Here is a 22,032-nt window from a genome sequence, read left to right on the forward strand (position 1 = left end):
TGGCGTCGTGGCCGAGCGGCTAGGCTGGGCTCTGCAAAAGCTCCTACTCCGGTTCGAATCCGGACGATGCCTCAAAAACCTCTAAAGAAATTTAGAGGTTTTTTTATGCATTAAATTATACACAATCTTGTCATTTCGAGGAACGAGAAATCACACTAGTTAATCGACAAAGATTGTCTACAAAGTTTGCGGAGTCTCTAATGTGATTTCTCCCTTCGGTCGAAATGACAAACTTTGCGCAAAATAACGTTGTTAACAATTAGCAAACCCGACAGGTTTTAAAAACCTGTCGGGTTTAATATATAAAAAAAGCCTCTGAAATTCAGAGGCTTTATAGTATATTTTAGAGTTATTAACAACTACTTTTCAATCTTCTCGAAAGCGTTTTTAACCATTTCTTTTTCTTTCGGAAACCATCCCTGGATCATTAAAGCTACTCCAAAAACCATTAAAACAATACTAATTCCTTTCTTTATTTTGAGGATGTTAGTAGGTGTCATTTTTGATTTTAATTGTTTGGCTAATAATATCTTAAGACAGTCTACCAATAAATACGTAATGATCACCGAAGTAAAAAAGGTAAACATTCTCGAATTCTGCATTTCTAATTTTGGACCAACCGAAATAATAACCGCTAACCAGAAACCAAGTACCCCAATGTTAATAATGTTGAGTAAAAAGCCTTTTACAAATAAACTTCCATAGTTTCTTTTAATAATATCGCGATCAATTTCCTCGTCGTTAATCTTTTCTTCTTTCCTTAGTCTAACGAAAGAAATTATACCATAAGCGAGCATAATAATTCCACCAAAAATAAAAAGGGCAGGTTTATCTTTTAAACTCTGAATCAGTCTGTAACTTCCTAAATAGGCAATTGCAATAAAGAAAATATCACCTAATACGACACCAAGATCAAAAACTATTGCAGCTCTGAATCCTTTTGTAATACTGGTTTCCAATAGTATAAAAAATACCGGACCTACCATAAAACTTAAAAAAAGTCCCCATGGCAGTCCAGCCAAAATATCATTTATCATTCAAATACAATTTCTTATTTTACTTCTTCGATTTTACCTCCAAAAACCGTTTTTTGATTAATTTGTTTCGGTTTTCCATAAATGTAAATAGAGCCTCCTGCGCTCACTTTTGCATCAACAAGGGTTGAAGCATTTACATCTGCTTTTCCTCCCGCAGAAACGCTTACTTTCGTTTGTGAGGTCTTTAATTTACTTGCCAGCAAATAACCACCAGCTCCTAGACTTGCATCCTGATTATCTGCCTTACCAGTTAAAGTGATAGAACCACCGGAAACTGAACTTACATTTAGTTTATCAACATTCAATTCAGCAGTAATAGTTCCGCCTTCTTGTGCACTTACTTTAAATACTGTCGCTTTTATAGCATCTTTGCTGGTTACATTAGCTCCTTCATTAACATCTATAAGCTCTAAACGTTTGTAATATACGGTAATATCCAAATCATTTCCTGATAATAGCTTAGGAAAAGGCATTCTTAGTTTTAATAAACCTTTTTTGTTAACAACTTCAACTTCTGATTCTCTTGCTCCTTTAATCACAATCTTGTTCTCTGAAGACTGAACCAATTTTACACTTAACTTATCGAATACTTTAACGGAATCAAAATCACCTAATTCTTTGGTAACCTGACCAAAAGACATCTGAACAAATAAAATTGCAGCTCCAATTATTAACTTTTTCATACTTTTATTTTTTTAATTAAACTTCTATTATGCTCTTCTTAAAAAATGAAAATCCAATTGTTTTTTAACTAAATCAGCATTTTTAACTTTTACGTAAATTTCATCACCCAATTGTAAAATGCTATTTGAAGTGGCTCCAACCAAGGCATATTGTTTTTCATCAAAAGTATAGTAATCATCTTTTATCTCTCTGATTCTTACCATTCCTTCGCATTTGTTGGAAACAATTTCAACATAAATTCCCCATTCCGTAACACCCGAAATAACTCCAAGGAACTCTTCGTCCTGGTGATCCTGCATGTATTTTACCTGCATGTATTTGATACTGTCACGTTCAGCATTAGTCGCTAAACTTTCCATATTCGAACAATGTAAACATTTTGTTTCGTAAGCTTCTTCGTCTACAGAAGCTCCATTGTCTAAATAATACTGCAATAAACGATGTACCATAACATCCGGATAACGACGAATTGGTGATGTAAAATGGCTGTAATAATCAAAAGCTAAACCATAATGACCAATGTTTTCTGTCGAATACTTGGCTTTACTCATACTTCTAATAGCAAGAGTATCAATTAAATTCTGCTCTTTTTTACCATTTACTTCTTCCATCAAAGCATTCAATGATTTCGAAATATCGCCTTTGTTTCTAAAATCTATTTTATATCCAAATTTAGCAATTACAGTTTGCATCGCAATTAATTTGTCCTCATTAGGTTCATCGTGAATCCTGTAAACAAATGTTTTCTTTTGTTTACCAATGTACTCCGCCACTTTTCTGTTGGCTAAAAGCATGAATTCTTCAATTAAATGATTGGCATCTTTTGAAATTTTGAAGTATACTCCTTCCGGTTCTCCTTCGGCATCCAGGTTAAATTTTACTTCTACTTTATCAAAAGAAATAGCGCCATTGGCCATTCTTTTCTTTCTTAAAATCTTAGCTAATTCATCTAATTTTAAAGTAGCTTCTGTAATTTCATCTGAAACCACATAAGATTCTCCGGTAATTGAAACATCAACAGGAATTGTATTGTCTTTTGTTTCAATGATATATTGCGCTTCTTCGTATGCAAATCGCTGATCGGAATAAATTACTGTTCTTCCAAACCATTGGTTGATAACTTGTGCAGTTGGTGAAACTTCAAAAATGGCTGAGAAAGTATATTTCTCTTCATTCGGACGCAACGAACAAGCAAAATTAGATAAAACTTCCGGAAGCATTGGTACTACTCTGTCCACTAAATAAACCGAAGTTGCACGTTGGTAGGCCTCATCATCTAAGATTGTTCCTTCTTCCAGATAATACGAAACATCGGCAATATGAATACCTATTTCATAATTTCCATTCTCTAATTTTTTAAAAGACAATGCATCATCAAAATCTTTAGCATCTTTTGGATCTATCGTAAACGTAAGTGTATCACGCATATCACGACGTTTTGCAATCTCGGCTTCCTGAATCGAAGTATCTATTTTTTGTGCATACACCTCTACTTCTACCGGAAAATCTGCCGGTAAACCGTATTCAGCCAAAATAGCATGAATCTCGGTATTGTGTTCTCCCGGTTTTCCTAAAACTCTGATTACAGATCCAAACGGACTATCAGCTCTCTTAGGCCAGTCTTCAATGGTAACCAAAACAACATCACCATTTTCAGCCTCTCCTATTTTATCTTTCGGAATAAAAATATCCGTATACATCTTAGGGTTTGCGGTAGATACAAAAGCAAAATTGGCCTGAATATCTATTACTCCAACAAACTCTGTTTTATTTCTTTCTACAACACTAATTACTTCACCTTCAGGTCTTTTACCCTTTCTTCGGTTGTACACATAAACTTTTACCTTGTCTTTGTCTAAGGCCCTGTTCAAATTATTGGTTGGGATAAAAACATCTTCGGCAAACTCCTCACAAATAAAATATGCCGTTTTTCTGCTGGTCATATCAATTGTTCCTTCGTAGTAATCCTGACTTTCGGCTTTTACTAAATATTTACCCGGTTCTGATTCTATAATCTTTTTTGAAGCAGCAAGAATCTTTAAATCTTTTATAATCTCATTTCTGCTTTTGGTATCATCAAGTTCTAACTTTGCTGCTATTTGTTTGTAGTTGAATGCTTTATTTGGGCTTTGCGATAAAATCTTTACTATTTTACTCGAGAAATCTTTCTCCTTTTTTATCGGCTTTCTAATTTTCTTACTCATATATCTTTTCTTAAAAAGTTAAAATTACAAATAAGATATCAGATTATAGATTTTAACAAATAAATTATTAAAAATATAACTTTCGTATCTTTACAAAAAGACCCAATATGGAAAGCTTTAAAACCATTGCAGTATTCAATTACCTGCACGAAACAGTTGTTCTGAAACACTTATTAGAACAAGAAGAGATTCCTTATTTTTTTGAAAACGAAATGACCCTTTCTGTCGTTCCCATGTACACTTCCGCTCTCGGTGGAATCAAACTCAAAGTTCATCCAAACGATTTTGAAGAAGTTCAGCAAATTCTGGACAATCTTAATAACCCACTTAAAATTGTTTGAATCCTTCTATTTTTTCAATTTCAAAAAATATTTTTCTTTTTAATCTTTTCAAAGTTGTCAACATATATTAAATACAACAAAAAGAAAAATTTAAATTAAATTAATTTTTGTTTGTTATTATAGCTTGTTAATATGTGCTATAAATTTATTTTTAAAAGCATTGAAATGAAGTTTCTCTTAGTTATTTAGAGTTATCAACATACTTATATTTAGTTAAAAGTCTAATTTATAAGAGTTTTTGTATTTTAATTAACAACGGTTGACAACTATAAATGAATTGATTTTGTAGATAAGTTCACTTGTTGGTTTTTGTTGAAAATGGCATTTTTGATATTGATAACTTTTCCAAAAATTCCTCAAACTTTATTAGGTTATTTCATTCCGGTTTTGGATTAGGTTTTTTTTCGACACAACCAAAAAAAACTTCTAATTTTCTATCTCAACTTATTAACAAATAATGTTAACTTAAAGTTAATTGAATATCAACGAATTAGCTTTTGCTATTAACATTATAAAATTTTAACAAAATAACTGATTATTATTTATTGATTATGAGTTACTTACAGCCTTGTTAATAATGTTAATAAGTGTTAAAGTTTTGATAGTAAGGTTGTTGTATTCTACTCTTTTTTTGCTGCTAATTTCACGAATTTGCTCCAATTGAATTTAAAGCTTTATAAATAGTTTTGATGGTTACAAAGAACAATAATAAGTGCTAATTAGTGAAATTCGTGGCTAACTTTTTTCTAAATAGTATACAGCTAAGAAATTCTTTAAGTAAATTTGCAGAACACAACTTAATAGTAATTACAATGAAAATTTCGATAGGAAATGACCACGCAGGGCCAGAGTATAAAAAAGCAATTGTTAAGATGCTTCAGGCAAAAGGATATGAAGTAACTAATTATGGTACAGACTCTGAAGATTCTGTAGATTATCCGGATTTTGGTCACCCGGTTGCAAATGATGTCTCTGAAGGTAAAGCTGATTTTGGAATTGTAATTTGCGGCAGCGGAAACGGAATTGCGATGACTGCGAACAAACACCCTAAAGTAAGAGCTGGGTTATGCTGGACTAAAGAAATTGCATATTTGACACGTTTACACAATGATGCCAATATTGTGAGTATTCCGGCGCGTTTTACGTCTATTCCACAAGCTGTTGAAATTGTTGAAACCTTTTTAACAACGGAATTTGAAGGTGGAAGACATCAAAACAGAGTAAATAAAATTGCTTGTCAATAAAACTCAAAAAAAATCCGGTGCTTCGCACCAAATATCAATAAACAAGCCGGGCGGATTTTAAAAATTCATCCGGCTTGGTTGTTTAAATAAAGGATTTAAGTGATTGGTAAAAAGGTTTTTGTGTAGTTATTAACAATACAAATGTTTAAATGTTAGCCTTTAAATTTTAGATAAATCAAGACAATCTGAATCAAAAAAATAAACGAGAATTTTATAATAAAAGAAGATTTACTCGTTTTATGTCTAAAGGATAACATTGCTAACAATAATCCGGCAGTTCCACCAATAGCTTCCAGAAAAAACAAGGTGTTTTCGGGGATTCTTTGTTTGTTTTTTCGGGCTTGATATTTATCATATCCTGCGAGAATAAAAACAGTGATATTTACAACTAAAAAATACGTTAATAAAACTTCCATTGGCTAAAAATTAAAAACAAAGATATTATTTTAGCCGGGTGATTGCTTAATCTGTTGTTGATTTTGAAAGACAGGTTATCTCATTTTCTAATCCAGAAATTATTTCATTATAAAGTATGACTAATATTCAATTTATTGCAAAGACTGTAACAACAGCGGCAATTAACATTCAAAACACGGTAAAATTATTAGAAGAAGATTGTACGATTCCGTTCATTTCACGTTACCGAAAGGATACAACCGGAAATCTTGATGAAGTTCAAATCGAGCAAATTGCAAAACTTCAAAAGGAGTATGAAACGATCGTAAAACGCAAAGAAGCGGTTTTAAAATCGATCGAAGAACAAAAATCACTTACGCCTGAATTGAAACAAAAAATTGAACAAAGTTTTGACTTGCAGGAAATTGAAGATTTTTATCTGCCTTTTAAAAAGAAGAAAAAAACAAAAGCAGATGTTGCCCGTGAATTTGGTTTAGAACCATTGGCAAAAATCATCATGTCGGAGAATGATGTTGATGTTGATTTTATTTCGACACAATACCTGAACGAAAATGTGATTAATGAAGAAGCCGCAATGCAGGGCGCACGTGATATTATTGCCGAATGGATTAATGAAAATATTTATGTTCGTAAACAGTTGCGAAGATTGTATCAGCGCAAAGCAGTAATAGGAACAAAAGTTGTAAAAAAGAAAAGTGAAGAAGAAGGAGCTCAAAAGTTCAGCCAGTATTTTGATTGGGAAGAACCATTGACAAAAGCGCCTTCGCATCGTTTATTGGCCATGCTTCGTGCTGAAAACGAAGGTTTTGTAAAAATGAAAGTTGATGTTGATTTGGATGAAGCTTATGATATTATTGACGAGATCATCATTAAAAAACAAAATAGTACAACCGCACATTTGCAGTTAGCGATTGAAGACAGTTACAAACGATTGCTAAATCCTGCTATTGGAAATGAAACGCTGCAGGAAGCCAAAGCCAAAGCAGATGCCAATTCAATCCAGGTTTTTGCAAACAATTTAGGGCAGCTGTTATTAGCGCCGCCTTTGGGTGAAAAACGTATTTTGGCTATAGATCCCGGATTTAGAAGTGGCTGTAAAGTGGTTTGTCTGGATGAAAAAGGAGATTTGTTATACAATGAAACGATTTATCCGCATGCACCTCAAAATGAGGAAACCATGGCGATCAAAAAAATCCGTTCTATGGTAAATGCGTATCAAATTGATGCTATTTCTATTGGAAACGGAACCGCTTCACGCGAAACGGAATTTTTTATCAAAAAAATCGCGTTCGACAAACCGCTGCAGGTTTTTATTGTTTCTGAGGCCGGGGCTTCGGTATATTCGGCATCAAAAATTGCGAGAGAAGAATTTCCAAACTATGATGTTACGGTTCGTGGATCGGTTTCTATTGGAAGACGACTTTCAGATCCTTTGGCCGAATTGGTAAAAATTGATCCAAAAGCAATCGGAGTTGGGCAGTACCAACATGATGTGGATCAGACGAAATTAAAAGAAGAATTAGATAATACGGTAATTCGTTGCGTGAACTCGGTTGGAATTAATATCAATACCGCGAGTAAACATTTATTGAGTTACGTGAGTGGAATAGGAGAGAAGCTGGCAGAAAATATCGTTCAGTATCGTTCAGAAAATGGTCCTTTTGAAGACAGAAAGCAACTGAAAAAAGTACCTCGTTTAGGTGATAAAGCCTATCAGCAGGGCGCTGCTTTTATTAGAATTACGAATGCTAAAAATCCGCTGGATAATTCGGCTGTGCACCCGGAGGCTTATCCGGTTGTGGAGAAAATGGCAAAAGACTTAAAACTTTCTGTGAATGATTTAATCGCTAATAAAGAGAAAACAGCCCTTATTAAGGCCGAAAATTATATTACTCCTGAAATAGGGTTATTAACTTTAAAAGACATCATTAAAGAGCTTGAAAAGCCAGGGTTAGACCCAAGAAAGTCGGCTAAGGTATTTGAGTTTGATGCCAACGTAAAATCAATTAAAGATTTGAAAACCGGAATGATTTTACCGGGAATTGTGAATAACATTACCAATTTTGGCTGTTTTGTTGATATCGGAATTAAAGAAAGTGGATTGGTTCACATTTCTCAATTGAAAGCCGGTTTTGTAAGTGATGTAAACGAGGTGGTAAAATTACACCAGCATGTTGATGTAAAGGTTACAGAAGTTGATGAAGACAGAAAGAGAATTCAGTTGACGATGGTATTATAAGCCATAAAAAAATCCCAAATTACAATCTTAATAATTGTAATTTGGGATTTCTAATAACTCGCAAGTTATTATTTTTTTTCTTCCTCTTCTTTTTTAACAGGAGGTGCGGTTTGATCGTCTTTAGCAGCGTTTTTAAATTCCTTAATTCCACTTCCTAAACCTTTCATTAATTCCGGAATTTTTTTACCTCCAAAAAGTAATATCACGATACCTACTATTACAAGGATTTCTGTAAGACCTAATCTTCCCATGGTTTGTATATTTAATGCCGAAGCAAATTGTTTTCTAATTCTTCCGCAAATGTATATAGAATATACGAAGAACAACAGTATTTGGCTTAAAATATTTGTTTTCGGCAACGTTAAATATTTTATAAAATAATAAAATAAGCGTATTCGTTCATTTTAGTCCCGCACCAACAAGACGATTAATTATTATATTTGCTCGTATAAATAACCATAAATGACCACGAAAAAATTCAATTTCAGAAAAAATTTATTCATCAAAAACCGATTGGTGATTTTGAATGAGAATACTTTTGAAGAAATTTTTTCATTCAAACTTAATTTAATGAACGTTTTTGTGACGTTTACTTTGGGAGGTATCTTTTTAATTTTAATCACCACTTTTATCATTGCTTTTACGCCTTTACGGGAGTTTATTCCGGGCTATTCTTCTTCTGAACTAAAAAAGAATGCAACGCAATTGGCTATAAAATCAGATTCTCTGGAAACTGCTTTAAAGAAAAATGAGGCCTACATAAAAGGGATTCAGAAGGTTTTGAGAGGAGAACTGGAATACGCAAAATTCAATAAAGATTCTATTTTAGCCGAAACGGATGAGCCTTCGGAGGTGGATATGAAGTCGTCAGAAGAAGAGATTAAATTAAGAGAAGAGGTGGCCAGGATGGAGAAGGAGTCGGGTGAAAAACCCCGAAGTAAAAACAAAAGTGATAAGAATTAATATCTCAAACAATGTCTATTAAATCAGTAGCGGCAAAATTATTTGCCAGCACCATATATTATCAAACAAAGGCTTGGGCCAGTAAGCCGGTTGAAACCCAACAGACAGTATTTAAGAACTTAATAAATAGTGCCAGAGAAACTCAGTTTGGAGAAGATCACCATTTTGAAAAAATAAAAACGGTTCATGATTTCAGGAAACGTGTGCCAATTCGTGATTATGAAGATTTAAAACCTTATATCGATAAGGTTCGAATGGGGGAGAAAAATATTCTTTGGAAAGGAAAACCGCTTTATTTTGCTAAAACTTCGGGTACAACTTCAGGAGCAAAATATATTCCGCTTACCAAAGAGTCAATGCCTTATCATATTGAAGCCTCCAGAAATGCAATTCTACACTATATTTATGAAACCGGAAATGCTGATTTTGTTGATGGAAAAATGATTTTTCTGCAGGGAAGTCCAATTTTAATTGAAAAATACGGGATCAAATTTGGGCGATTATCAGGAATTGGAGCGCATTTTGTGCCAAAATATCTTCAAAAAAACCGAATGCCCTCCTGGGAAACCAATTGTATTGAAGACTGGGAAACCAAAATTGATGCGATTGTTGAGGAAACGATCGAACAGGACATGACCATTATTTCAGGGATTCCGTCATGGGTTCAAATGTATTTCGAACGTTTACAGGAGAAAAGCGGTGGTAAAAAAATTAGTGAGTTGTTTCAAAACTTTCAGTTGTTTATTTATGGCGGAGTAAATTATGAACCCTATCGTGCGAAGTTTGAAAACATGATTGGTAAAAAAGTAGACAGTATTGAGCTGTTTCCTGCCTCTGAAGGGTTTTTTGCCTATCAGGATTCCCAAAAAACAAAAGGTATGCTTTTGTTGTTGAATTCGGGAATTTTCTATGAGTTTATTAAGGCCGACGACTTCTTTTCAGAGAATCCCAAAAGTTTAACTATCGGAGAAGTAGAAACAGGAGTTAATTATGCCTTGATTATTTCGACAAATGCGGGACTATGGCGCTATAATATTGGTGATACCGTTCAGTTTACATCGTTATTTCCGCATCGGGTTATAGTATCGGGCCGAATCAAACATTATATTTCTGCATTTGGAGAACATGTGATTGCGAATGAAGTGGAGAATGCAATGAAAGAAGCCACTCAGGGAACCAAAATTGTACTTAATGAATTTACAGTAGCACCACAAATAAATCCGGCAAGCGGGTTACCGTATCACGAATGGCTGATTGAATTTGAAACCGAGCCAGAAAATATGGAAGTTTTTGCAGAAGCAATTGACAGTTCGATGCGAAAGCAAAACATTTATTATGATGATTTGATTACCGGAAATGTTTTACGCAAAGTGGTGGTAACCAAAGTGTCTAAAAATGGATTTCAGGAATATATGAAGTCACAAGGAAAATTAGGCGGACAAAACAAAATTCCAAGATTATCCAATAATAGAGATATTGCGGATAATTTAAAGTAAAAATTATACTGAAACAACAGTTTAGTAACACTGAGATTTTATGAAAGTATAGGTTTAAATTACTACTTTCGTTGATTGAAGAATACAAAGTACATCTTCTTAGGAAGAAGATTTTAAAATAAAATAAGCATGAAAGAAACCAAACATATATCAAGATCAAGAGCACAGGAATCGTCTGCTGCTATAGAAAAAATGTACATTACAATGCGTCACTTGTTCAACCGTGGTTTTTACAAACCAATGGGAGTTTCCGGGGATAGTTTACGCGAATCATTATTAGCATTACGTCCGGAAATTTACGGAAATATAGGCGAAGAAAAAGTAGAACTAAATGGACTTTTGTACGTTATAGAACGTTTGCCAATTGGAATTGAACAATGTCGTTTTATCAATTTAACGTCAGACGAAGGATATTCTAAATCACATTTTCAACCAATTGTTCCTCCAAAAAGAAGGAGAAACTGTTACCGAATTGACGAGGAACAAATGAACGTTGAAATTACTCGTGGGCGTTCAGATATTTATGATATTTTGACACACCTGACTTTTATTTTTATCGAATCACATAAAATTAAAAACAGAGTTTTATTAGATGATGGAGGAGAGGTTTCGCGCGATTGGCTTAAATTAGAACAGGCTGTATTGCAAACAAAGAAACTTTCTCAAATCGAAAAAGAAAAAGCAATCTCGCATGTTGCTAATATTTTAGCGCGAACTTTTGAAGAGGTTTTGGATATTTATGATGCTTTTGGATCAGAAAATGCCCCGGATCGTTTTCTGCATGTTATATACTGGTTAGGGAAATTAGCAATTGAAGAAGTTATTGACAATAATAAGCGTACCATTACTTTTAGTCCTGTATTAAGAGAACGTTTAGGACATCATATTCATGGTGAAATCTGGGCAACTAACATCAAGGAAGTCCTTAAGGCAAATAACCTGTTAAAACGCCCAATTCACGTTATAAGTGCAAATATGCACAGTGTGATGAATTCAATTTTTGCAACACCCTTGTTGAAAACAAAATTCAAGGACAAGTCTGATTTTTATATTTACGAAGAGTTAAGCAAATCAGGGGCAAAAGAAATTAGAGGAGTTGTAGAAGAACTGGCACTAAAAAATGGTATGATTTCTCTACCGGATAGTTCCGGAACGAATATCGATGTTCAGATTTTTGATACTGCAAAAATTGACTGGGCAAAAACCGCTTTTCCAAAAGCAAAACTGGAGGAAGAAAAGCCTCTTATTATTGTTATGGATTATGCATTTGGTGAGCAGGCATATGAGACTATCGACGAGCTTTTGAAACCGTTTAAAAAAGACACTTTACTGAATGTAAAATCAGTTTCCATTATGGGGAAAGCCGGAATTTTAGAGGGTGGAAAAGGAGATATCATGATCCCAACTGCACATATAAACGAAGGAACGGCTGATAATTATTTCTTTGAAAATGAATTAACCGGAGCTATGTTTGAAGGCAACGATATTGCTGTTTTTGAAGGAGCTATGGTTACAGTTTTAGGAACATCATTGCAAAACAGAGATTTATTGAAGTTTTTCCATGAGTCTACCTGGGGTGTAATAGGCCTGGAAATGGAAGGTTCTTATTATCAGAAAGCGATTCAGTCGGCCTCTAAAATCAGAAAAAGTGTTCCGCATGACATTAAGGTTCGTTATGCTTATTATGCATCAGATAATCCATTGGAAACAGGTAGTACATTAGCTTCAGGTGGATTAGGTACGACTGGTGTAAAGCCAACTTATTTGATTACCATTAAAATTTTAGAACAGATTTTCAACGTAAAATAATTCCATAAATGAGTACAAAAGTACCCCAAAATAATGACGATCAGGAAATTGATTTAGCTGTGATTTCAAAAAAAATCAATAACTTTTTTCAGGGAATCAATGCTTCTATTTTCAGGGGAATCCAGTTTTTTATTCGAAATTGGATCATTGTTTTAATTTTAGTTTTTACAGGATTTGGTTTGGGAGTGTTTTTAGACAGTACTCAAAAAAGCTATGAACACGAAATTATTGTGGCTCCAAACTTTCAGAGTACGGATTATTTGTACGCAAAAATTGATTTAATCAATTCAAAAATTAAAGAACATGATACGCTTTTTTTGAAAGAAACCGTTGGAATTCAACAGCCAAGAAATCTAAGAATCATAGAAGCGAAACCAATTGCAGATGTTTATAATTTTATTAAAAACAGACCTGAAAACTTTGAATTAATAAAGTTGATGGCCGAAGATGGTGACATCAAAAAAGTACTGGAAGACAATGTGACGAGTAAGAACTATACTTTTCAGACTATTTTATTAGTAACGAAAAGAAAATCATCAGAAGAAAAGTTAATTAAGCCACTTTTAAATTATTTAAACTCATCGGATTACTATTCCAAAATTCAGAAAGAAGAATATAAAAATGTTCAGTTAAAAATGAAGCAAAATGACTCTATCATTAAACAGATTGATGGGGTTTTAAGTAATTTTTCGAGTGCGACAAACAATGCGCATAAAAATGATAAAATGCTGTATTACAATGAAAACACACAATTAAGTGATATTATAAAAACTAAGAATGATTTAATTAATGAACAGGCAATTCATAGAATTGAGTTGATTGGTTTTGATAAAATTATAAAAGAAAGCAGTATTATCTTAAATAAGGAATTTGTCAAATACGCCGAAAATAGTTTGAAATTTATAATACCGGTTTTATTTGTTATGCTATTCGGATTTCTAAATCTTTTCAAGGCTTTTTATAATAAACAAAAAGAGTTAACAGTTTTATAATAGTGATAGTTGAATATTCTGTTGTTAAAATACTAAAAAATTATATTTTTGTTTAAAAAACATACAATGAAAAAACAGTTAATTTTTATAAATTTAGTTTTGTTAACTTTTTTTATAGGATGTAAAAATAAAGAAGAAGTTGCACCAGTGGAGGAAGTTAAAGCCAATACATTTGATGTAATTGTTGATTTACAAATACAAAAAGATGATGAATTAATTCTCTTTTACAAGGATCCTTCTATTGCCTATTTTGATGATAAAAATACGGTTTATAATGGTGTAAAAGGAAATATCGAACCACAATCGCTTACTTTCAGTGTTCCGGAAGGAGTTTTACCAAATGATATTCGCTTTGATATTAGTTCAAAGAAAGATCAAGATCCGATAACAATTAATGCAATAACTTTAAGGTTTGAGGGAAGAACGTTTAAAATTTTGAAAGGAGATATTTTAAAATATTTTACACCAAATGAATTTATAAAATTTGATGAGGCCACAGGAATAGTAACGTTTATCAAAAATGGAGAAAATTTTGACCCGTATTTTTTAACAAAACCGGCAATTTATCCTGAAATCGAAAAAGTAAGAGGAGCTCAATTGTAGTTTTTTTTAATAATATTAATTTTTAAGGCTGTTCCTTTTCAGGTATAGCCTTCTTTTTATAATAATACGACTAAACATTGAAGCTAATTTTTGATATATTCCATCGATATAAAAAGCACAAAATTTTAGCTTCAAATTTCGTGTATCTTTCTTTGCTTCAAGGTTTAAATTTGCTTTTACCCTTAATCACCTTTCCTTATCTAATTAGGGTATTAGGTGTTGAGTATTTCGGATTGTTATCATTTTCTTTTGCATTCGTTACTTATTTCCAAATCGTTACCGATTACGGTTTTAATGCTACAGGAACGCGCGATATTTCATTGGTTGCTGATGATTACGAGAAGCAAAATCTGGTTTTTAACCAAATTATGTCAGCAAAACTATTTTTAGTGGTTGTAAGTTTTGTTGTAATGATGACATTTGTATTTTCATTCAAAATTTTCAGAACTTATTGGATTATCTATTTATTTTCATTTGGTTCCATTTTTGGTCAGGCAATTTTCCCAGTTTGGTATTTTCAGGGAATTCAGAAGATGAAATACATTACTTATCTCAATCTGGCTACCAAATTAATTTTTACATTGGCTCTTTTTATTTTTGTTAGAGAAAAGGCCGATTTTTATCTGGTTCCTGTTTTTAACGCCTTAGGGTTTATATTTGCAGGTATTTTTGCTTTGTTTTATATACGGAAGGATTTTAACATTAGATTCAAAATACAGCCTTTAAGCGGTATAATAGAACAACTTCAAAAATCGAAATATGTGTTTTTATCGGAACTTAAAATTTCATTATTTACAAATACAAACACTTTGATTTTAGGAATTCTGGCGGGAAATCATGCTGTAGGGTATTTTTCTGCAGCTGAAAAACTCGCAAGGGCAATAGGTAATTTTCAAACTCCAATTTCAAACACAATTTTTCCATATCTCTCAAAGGAAATGATTGCAGATAAGTTAAAAACAATTCAAAAAATAAAGAAAATAACGCTAGTTGGAGCCATCTTATTTTCTGTAATTATAATGGTATGTTTTTGTTTTGCAGAACAAATCATAGAAATTATTTACGGTAGGCAAATGTTTCCTGCAGTACTTATATTCAGAATTGTAATTCTTATACCTTTGTTATCGTTTCTAGATACTATGTTTGGGAAACAAATTCTTTTAAACTTAGGAAAAGATAAATTGTATTTTCGGGTTATATTGTTTGCAACAATTTTAAACTTGGGTATTAATTTTATTTTAACCCAATTTTACCAGGAAATAGGTACAGCTATTTCATTGTTGATTACGCAAATTTTTATAGTTTTCGGTATGTGGTTTTATGCAAAAAAAGAGATTAATAAAATCATGTTAAAGTAAATCAATATGACACAAATAAAAGTTAGCGTGATTATTCCGGTTTATAATGCAGAATCTTTTTTGCATGATTGCGTTAAATCATTGACAAACCAGACATTGCAGGAATGTGAATTTATTTTTATAAACGACGGTTCATTTGATAGGAGTCTGGAAATAATTGAAAGCTATCAGGTATTTGATAAAAGAATTCGAATTATTAATCAGGAAAATGCCGGGCGAAGTATAGCTAGAAATGTTGGAATACTTGAAGCAAAAGGGAAATATATTGGTTTTATAGATTCTGATGATTTTGTTGCAGATGAAATGTTTGAGACTTTATACGATAGAGTAAGTAAAGAGAACACAGATTTGGTTGTTTCTAATTATTTTTTAGGAAGGGATAAAAAATACGTTCTTAAAAAAGAAATATTTCCAACAGATATAATATATTATCAAGAGTACATTCGGCAAAATATTATTTCAAATCTATTAGAAAGAGAAGATCTTTTTTCAGTTTGGAATAAATTGTACAAAAGAGATCTTATTTTAAATCATAAGGTTACTTTTCCAAGTATTTATGAGGAAGATCAATTGTTTAATTTATTGGCATTTAATGCGGCCTCAAATGTTCTTTTTATAGATTATTCAGGTTATTTCTATAGAGAAGTTTTTAATGGAGTTTCTAAGAATTTGTTTAAAGTTGATTACTTTGAAATAGCGCTTCAAAAACTTCATTTAAATTATAAAGAAAGATGTAATCTAAGCCTTTCTGAAGAAGAAATTAATAGATTAAAAGCAGTTCGATTTGTTCAGAAAGTTTTTTATTTGATATTTAAGTATGCAATTCTAAACGTTTCATTTAAAGAGAAATTTGAAAAAATAAAAAGCATAGCTTTTGATCTGGAAGTTATTAATGTTTCAAAAAAATATTCTAAGGATATTCTAAAAAACCAGGGAGTGTTTGAATCATTAGTTTTGAAAAGTATAAAAAACAAATCTGCGGCTGGTTTGTATTTATTAGTTTTGGCAGTTAAATTTGTTTATCACCCCAAACTCTCAGAGGTTGTTCGAAGTATGAATAACCTTAAAATCAGTAAAACTTAAAAATATTGCTTAGAAAATTATATACAATATTATTCTTTTTAGGACTCTTCTTTTTTCCTTTCAATAATTATGAAGGGATTCCTTTGTTGGGCGAATTTAAAAGCGAAGCTGGAGCTCTTTTTTTAATAGTAGGGTTTCTGGTTTTATGCTTTGACGTTACCTTTTCCAGAAAAATTTATATCCCCTATAAAAGCCTTATTTTTCAGTTAATAGTTTTTTTTCTAATTTGGTGTTTGATTACTACATTATTGAACATAAATACTGTTTCATCCAATTACTTTAAACAAACAGGAGGTATAAACAGGTTTGCACGACAATATTTCGCTTTATTATTATCAAGTCTGGTGTTCTTAATATTGTACGTAAATGTTTTGGTAAAAATGGAGATGAAAGAAATTCTCTTTAAAATAAGGAAAATTTTTCTTTGGTCTTTGATAGTAGCCTCAGTATATGGTTTTTTCGAAATTTTAATTTCCGCATTCGGCTATCGTTTTTTTTACAAATTTCTGGAGATATTCAATTATTTCCCATTTTTAGAAGTCAATCTTTTTCCGCAAGAAAGAATTTCATCAATATCCTATGAGCCGCCATTTTTAGCCATTTATCTTATTACAATTTCTGGATGGATGTTTAGTTATATTATTACCAGTAATAGTCCATGGAGGTTTTTGCCTACGATTTCGATTTTAGTTTTAACTTATTTTTCGGGATCTCGAACAGGACTTGTTGTGATTTTTATTCAATTGATTATTTTTTCTGTTTTTCTATATAAGGACCAAAGATTTAAGAAATATATCACAAATTTTATAATTGGATTTTCTCTTATTTTTAGTGTATTGCTAGTTCTAAACGGAGAAAAAGTACTTAAATCTGTTGCCGAAAAAGTAGATTCTTTAGATTTTGAAAAGAATCTTACCAAAAGTGTTTCCAATCAATCGCGATTCGGAATGCAATATGCTTCTGTACAGGTGTTTTTAGAAAATCCGATTATAGGTGTTGGATTTGGTCAGCAAACATATCATAACAGAACACATTACCCAATATGGGCAACACGAAATAATTATGAGTTCAAATTATTTTATAAGAATAAAAAAGAAAAGGCATTTCCTCCAGGATATAATATTTATACCCGTTTGTTGGCAGAGACGGGATTAGTTGGAATTATATTGTTTTTAATGATACTTTGTTTTTCGATTAATGAAATACGACTACTAATGAAAACCACCAAAGGAGAAGAAAGGGTACTTTTAATGATTCTTTTTATTTCTCTTTCAGGGTTGTATATAAATTGGCTTCAAATTGATACTTTTAGAATGTATGGTGTTTGGTTAGGTTTGGCAATTTTAATTCGAATGAGGAAAAAATCAATTTTAGCGGAAAATGAATAAGATTGTACTTTTGATTCCATATTATAATAATTCTGAAGGTTTAATAAAATCGTTGAATTCGATTGAACCTGATGAAGAATTAGACATTATTATTGTAGATGACGGAAGTAAAAATAAATTTGATGAGGTAATACTTCAAAGTAATTTCAAAGCAAAAGGAACTCTTTATTTTGAATACCTGGAGCAAAATCAGGGAATTGAGTTTGCATTAAACCACGGTCTTAAAATTAGTGTTGCAAAGAGGTATAAATATACAGCAAGATTGGATTGTGGAGATGTTTGTTTAGGAAGGAGATTTGCTATTCAGGCTGCATTTTTGGACCAAAATCCCGAAATAAAAATAGTAGGCTCAAACGTATTGGCAGTGGATAGTAATGATAATTATTTGTATGCGATCAATTTACCATTAGAAGACAAGGACATAAAAAATAAGATGTATTTTAATTCGATGTTGATTCATCCGGCAATATTATTTACTACATCAATTATAGACACAATAGGTTTTTATTCGATAAAACATAAATCGGCAGAGGACTATGCGTTCTTTTTTGCTATTTCAAAAAAGTTTAAAATGGCTAATATTGGTCAATATCTAACTCAAATTGAAATTAATGAAAATGGTATTTCAATTCAAAAAAGAAAACAACAGGTTAAAGCGAGAATACAAATTATAAAGGAAAATTTTTATATTGGATTTTATCCGATATATGGGCTTGTCAGAAATTATATATTACTAATTATGCCTTATACTATAATTTTAGCAATTAAAAAAAGAATTAAAAGATGAGAGTTAGAGATCTAATTAAAGAAAAAGGCTTTGAATATCTCATTTATGCATTATTGCTTTCATTGTTTTTTTCAAAGGCAATACCTAATATTATCCTGGCAATTTTGTCTGTTTGGACAATTATTGATTGCAGAAAGAATAAAGGTTTAGGATTAAATTTTACCTTTTCATCAAGAACTATTTTATTGGTTTTATTGGGGTTTCTTACTGTAAAATCGGTTTTTTTTGGTACCATATTGTACGATTTTAAAGTTTACAAAGGCTTCTTTTTATTGTTTTGGTTAACAGTTGTCTTGAAAAAAATAACTGATTTTAATTCTTTGAAGGGAGTAATTTTGTGGGGGATAAATAGTGCAATTTTTTGTTCTGTCTTTTTAGTAAGTTTATTTTTTTTGAAACACCATACATTACCTTTTTCAAATACAGCAGAAGTAAATGAATTATTACTTCTAGAGCGGCCCTATATAGGTTTTATAACTGTAGTAGGTTTTTTATTAGCTATTGAAAAGGCGTTTATTTCAACAAAAGGTAAGTACTTTTGGATAACTAACGCAGTGCTACTGTTTTTATTTATAATTTTAATTTCGGCAAGAATTTCTATTATAACATTGTTTTTAGTGGCAATAATCTATTTATTTTTTTATGCTAAAATTAGCTTGTTAAAAAAGGTAGTTTTTCTTATTTCGTTTATCATTTTCTTTGGATTGATTGTAGTAACAAATAAAAATATCTCTGAACGTTTTTTTGTAAAAAACAATCTTGAAGAATCACTAAAAGTAGCATCTGATTATGAACCAAGAATTGTAATTTGGAATTGTGCTTTTTCAATGACACATAAAAGTGATTTTAATTCTTTAATTGGATTTGATGGATATGGCACAATCTCAGATAATTTTTTAGATTGTTATAGCAGTACAATTGAAAATGTATCTAAAAAAGACTATTTTCTATCAGAAAAATTCAACTCCCACAATCAGTTTATTGATTTATATTTAATAGGAGGTTTAATAGGATTTGGGCTATTTGTTGCTTTTTTTATTAAATTATTTAGTGAAGTAAGAGAAAATTTTTTTCAAACGGCTATTGTAACAGCATTTTTATTATTCTTTTGCGTTGAGAATATATTTTACAGACAATTTGGATGTTACCTTGTGGGGATATTTATTTTAACTTTATCCCATGTTAAGAACAAAATAAATGAGTAAGATTAAAATTGCACATATTTTGCATTCCGTTGGAGGTGTAGATGTTTCATTGCGACAAATACTTCAAAATATCAATACATTAGAGTTTGAAAGCATTGTTATACACGGAGATTCTGATACTCAGGCCTTATTTCAGGACAAGAATTTTGAATCAATCGTAGAATTTAAGGTACCCATTCATCGTGAAATTTCGATCAAAAATGATTTTTTAGCGATAAGAAAAGCATTAAAAATTATTCGGAAAGAACGACCAGATTTAATACATTCACACAGTACAAAGGGTGGTGTTATTGCAAGGGTTATTGGTTTTTTAACTGGTATAAAAGTTCTCCATACACCACAGGCTTTTTCCTATTTGTGCACAGACAAAAAAATAAAAAAAACCGCTTTTCTATTAATTGAAAAATTACTTTCGAAAGGAAATTCAGTTTTGCTGGCTTCTTCAGAATCAGAATTGCAAAGGGCAATTGAAGAGGTAGGTTATGCTAGATCTAAAACGGCACTTTTTAATAATGCTATAACACCTATTGATAAAGTTTTTAGACTTTCTATACCAAAAACCTGGCCCGACAAGTACCTCTGTAGTGTAGGAAGACCATGTTATCAAAAAAATACTGAAGAATTGATACGTGTTTTATATGAAGTTAACAAAACAGAAGACATACATTTGGTTTTAGTTGGTGTTGGACATCATGCAGATCAATTGGAAATGGTTGAAAATTTGGTATTAAAACTAAACTTAAAAGATAAAATAACGATTCTGAATTGGACTTCAAGAGAAGATGTATTACATATTACCAGTAAATCAAAATTGTATGTTTCAACATCGAGGTACGAAGGCCTGCCTTATGCAATTATTGAAAGTTTGGCATTATCTATTCCAAATGTCGTTTCGGATTGTGATGGAAATCGTGATTTAATAAAGAATGACTTTAATGGATTTTGTATTAAAAATAATGATACAAAAGAATTTAGCCAAAAAATAATTAAGTTGTTAAGAGAAGAAAGTTTGCATAATGAATTTTCAAGAAATGCAAAAGACACATTTTTAAAACATCACAACATTGGTCAAAAAATAAAGGATCTTGAATCTATTTATAAAAAAGAGTTAGAATAATGTAGTAAATATTAGTGGAAAGATTTTTTACATTGGGTGTTTGTAGTTATTTTAAATTTTTTTGGTCGTTTTTATAAAATAGATAAGAGTTGTCGACAGGGCTATTTACTTATGATAGAAGCATATAAAAATTTGATGCAACTTTTTTGACAATTGTTATTTTTTAATAAAATTTTTCTTATAATTACAGAAAAAATAACATCAGTTTTATATTATGAGAAAAATACTTTTAGCAATTGCTATTTTCATTAACACAGTATCCTATTGTCAGAACATTTACCAAAGTGGTGGTAATGTTGGTATCGGGACAAGTACACCAAGCGGTAAATTAGAAATTTACGATATTCTTAATATGAAACTATTGTTGGGTGTTATACCTACTGGTAGTGCAGCAAATGAACCCACTATCCTGTTTTCCAGATGGTCGGGAAATCCAGATAAAACATATACTTCAAATTCAATTCATACCTTGTTTTCTCCAACAGGAACTGATGGGAATAATTTCGGACTTGCTTTTAGTACGATACCACTTCATGCTAACAATAATTTTTCCGGAGCTAAAGTAAGAATGTTTATAAGTAATAATAATGGCTATGTCGGTATAGGCTCAATTAATCCGGATGAAAAGCTAACCGTAAAAGGAAAAATTCATGCCGAGGAAGTGAGAGTAGATTTACAGATACCTGCGGATTATGTTTTTCAAAAGTATTACACAGGCAAATCTGATTTAAAATCGGATTATGTGATGCCAACCTTAGCTGAAATAGAGAAATTCACTAAAGAGAATAATCACTTGCCAAATGTTCCTTCAGCTCAGGAAATAAAGGAAAAAGGATTACAGGTGGGAGAAATGAGTAATGCTCTTTTACAAAAAATAGAAGAATTAACGCTTTATATTATTGAACAGAACAAAAGGATTGAAATGCTTGAAGCAAAAGTAAATAAGAAGTAACGATACAAAACGCAATCCGTTTAGATATTTTATAGAACTGCCTAATTATTTTAGGCAGTTTTTTTATAGAATAGTTTCTATAATTTTCAAATCAGTTACATTTGCGATGTATA

20 protein-coding genes and 1 tRNA gene are annotated in these 22,032 nt (G+C 31.5%); 16 read left to right on the forward strand and 5 right to left on the reverse strand.

Annotated features, from left to right (window positions below; all coding sequences use genetic code 11):
• Position 1: 1 nt before the first annotated feature.
• Positions 2-72 (forward strand) — tRNA-Cys (locus ACN1CN_RS05810).
• Positions 73-359: 287 nt separating this feature from the next.
• Here ACN1CN_RS05810 and ACN1CN_RS05815 read toward each other — a convergent pair.
• Genes ACN1CN_RS05815 through rnr form a run of 3 tightly spaced genes read right to left on the reverse strand, consistent with a single transcriptional unit; the run spans position 360 to position 3,925 of the window.
• Positions 360-1,037 carry a LysE family translocator gene (locus tag ACN1CN_RS05815; RefSeq protein WP_419134970.1) on the reverse strand — a complete coding sequence of 226 codons (678 nt, stop codon included), beginning with the start codon at positions 1,035-1,037 and terminating at the stop codon, positions 360-362.
• A gap of 14 nt (positions 1,038-1,051) precedes the next feature.
• Positions 1,052-1,720: a head GIN domain-containing protein gene (locus tag ACN1CN_RS05820; RefSeq protein WP_264525822.1), complete on the reverse strand. Its 669-nt coding sequence runs from the start codon at positions 1,718-1,720 to the stop codon at positions 1,052-1,054.
• Between the two features lie 27 nt (positions 1,721-1,747).
• A complete protein-coding gene (gene rnr, locus ACN1CN_RS05825) occupies positions 1,748-3,925 on the reverse strand; it encodes a ribonuclease R (protein WP_264525823.1) in 2,178 nt (725 codons plus the stop codon).
• Positions 3,926-4,032: 107 nt separating this feature from the next.
• Here rnr and ACN1CN_RS05830 point away from each other — a divergent pair, with 107 nt between their 5' ends.
• Both ACN1CN_RS05830 and rpiB read left to right on the forward strand, forming a co-directional pair.
• On the forward strand, positions 4,033-4,266 hold the full coding sequence (locus ACN1CN_RS05830) for a DUF2007 domain-containing protein (protein ID WP_264525824.1): 234 nt from the start codon (positions 4,033-4,035) through the stop codon (positions 4,264-4,266).
• Between the two features lie 812 nt (positions 4,267-5,078).
• Positions 5,079-5,510 (forward strand): ribose 5-phosphate isomerase B, encoded by a 432-nt coding sequence (gene rpiB / locus ACN1CN_RS05835; protein ID WP_173968156.1) that lies wholly within the window; start codon positions 5,079-5,081, stop codon positions 5,508-5,510.
• A gap of 152 nt (positions 5,511-5,662) precedes the next feature.
• Here rpiB and ACN1CN_RS05840 read toward each other — a convergent pair whose 3' ends face one another.
• The gene (locus ACN1CN_RS05840) at positions 5,663-5,926 is read right to left on the reverse strand and encodes a DUF1294 domain-containing protein (RefSeq protein WP_419134971.1); all 264 of its coding nucleotides are present in this window, start codon (positions 5,924-5,926) and stop codon (positions 5,663-5,665) included.
• Positions 5,927-6,042: 116 nt separating this feature from the next.
• Here ACN1CN_RS05840 and ACN1CN_RS05845 point away from each other — a divergent pair, with 116 nt between their 5' ends.
• On the forward strand, positions 6,043-8,166 hold the full coding sequence (locus ACN1CN_RS05845) for a Tex family protein (protein ID WP_264525827.1): 2,124 nt from the start codon (positions 6,043-6,045) through the stop codon (positions 8,164-8,166).
• Positions 8,167-8,234: 68 nt separating this feature from the next.
• Here ACN1CN_RS05845 and ACN1CN_RS05850 read toward each other — a convergent pair whose 3' ends face one another.
• On the reverse strand, positions 8,235-8,417 hold the full coding sequence (locus tag ACN1CN_RS05850; RefSeq protein ID WP_264525828.1) for a Sec-independent protein translocase subunit TatA/TatB: 183 nt from the start codon (positions 8,415-8,417) through the stop codon (positions 8,235-8,237).
• A 211-nt stretch (positions 8,418-8,628) separates the two neighbouring features.
• Here ACN1CN_RS05850 and ACN1CN_RS05855 point away from each other — a divergent pair, with 211 nt between their 5' ends.
• The 12 genes from ACN1CN_RS05855 to ACN1CN_RS05910 all read left to right on the forward strand — a co-directional run bounded on the left by ACN1CN_RS05855 (position 8,629) and on the right by ACN1CN_RS05910 (position 21,919).
• Positions 8,629-9,129: a peptidase gene (locus tag ACN1CN_RS05855; protein WP_291286371.1), complete on the forward strand. Its 501-nt coding sequence runs from the start codon at positions 8,629-8,631 to the stop codon at positions 9,127-9,129.
• An 11-nt stretch (positions 9,130-9,140) separates the two neighbouring features.
• Positions 9,141-10,625: a GH3 auxin-responsive promoter family protein gene (locus ACN1CN_RS05860; protein WP_419134972.1), complete on the forward strand. Its 1,485-nt coding sequence runs from the start codon at positions 9,141-9,143 to the stop codon at positions 10,623-10,625.
• Positions 10,626-10,754: 129 nt separating this feature from the next.
• Complete coding sequence (locus tag ACN1CN_RS05865) at positions 10,755-12,434, forward strand: DUF6909 family protein (RefSeq protein ID WP_419134973.1); 1,680 nt, start codon at positions 10,755-10,757, stop codon at positions 12,432-12,434.
• 8 nt (positions 12,435-12,442) lie between these two features.
• On the forward strand, positions 12,443-13,426 hold the full coding sequence (locus tag ACN1CN_RS05870) for a hypothetical protein (RefSeq protein ID WP_291286374.1): 984 nt from the start codon (positions 12,443-12,445) through the stop codon (positions 13,424-13,426).
• A gap of 66 nt (positions 13,427-13,492) precedes the next feature.
• Entirely contained in the window at positions 13,493-14,029 is a 537-nt protein-coding gene (locus ACN1CN_RS05875) for a hypothetical protein (RefSeq protein WP_419134974.1), read from the forward strand.
• Positions 14,030-14,169: 140 nt separating this feature from the next.
• Entirely contained in the window at positions 14,170-15,387 is a 1,218-nt protein-coding gene (locus tag ACN1CN_RS05880) for a flippase (protein ID WP_419135022.1), read from the forward strand.
• Between the two features lie 6 nt (positions 15,388-15,393).
• Positions 15,394-16,470: a glycosyltransferase gene (locus ACN1CN_RS05885; protein WP_419134975.1), complete on the forward strand. Its 1,077-nt coding sequence runs from the start codon at positions 15,394-15,396 to the stop codon at positions 16,468-16,470.
• Between the two features lie 386 nt (positions 16,471-16,856).
• Positions 16,857-17,858, forward strand: coding sequence for an O-antigen ligase family protein (locus ACN1CN_RS05890; RefSeq protein ID WP_419134976.1), 1,002 nt, complete (start codon positions 16,857-16,859; stop codon positions 17,856-17,858).
• Complete coding sequence (locus ACN1CN_RS05895) at positions 17,851-18,645, forward strand: glycosyltransferase (protein ID WP_419134977.1); 795 nt, start codon at positions 17,851-17,853, stop codon at positions 18,643-18,645. Before ACN1CN_RS05890 ends, ACN1CN_RS05895 begins: the two co-directional genes overlap by 8 nt.
• The gene (locus ACN1CN_RS05900) at positions 18,642-19,850 is read left to right on the forward strand and encodes an O-antigen ligase family protein (protein ID WP_419134978.1); all 1,209 of its coding nucleotides are present in this window, start codon (positions 18,642-18,644) and stop codon (positions 19,848-19,850) included. The genes ACN1CN_RS05895 and ACN1CN_RS05900 overlap by 4 nt, the downstream gene beginning before the upstream one ends.
• Positions 19,843-20,967: a glycosyltransferase gene (locus ACN1CN_RS05905; RefSeq protein ID WP_419134979.1), complete on the forward strand. Its 1,125-nt coding sequence runs from the start codon at positions 19,843-19,845 to the stop codon at positions 20,965-20,967. Before ACN1CN_RS05900 ends, ACN1CN_RS05905 begins: the two co-directional genes overlap by 8 nt.
• 214 nt (positions 20,968-21,181) lie before the next feature.
• On the forward strand, positions 21,182-21,919 hold the full coding sequence (locus ACN1CN_RS05910; RefSeq protein WP_419134980.1) for a hypothetical protein: 738 nt from the start codon (positions 21,182-21,184) through the stop codon (positions 21,917-21,919).
• Positions 21,920-22,032: the final 113 nt, after the last annotated feature.

Source organism: Flavobacterium sp. T12S277 (assembly GCF_048514875.1).
Taxonomy (GTDB): domain Bacteria; phylum Bacteroidota; class Bacteroidia; order Flavobacteriales; family Flavobacteriaceae; genus Flavobacterium.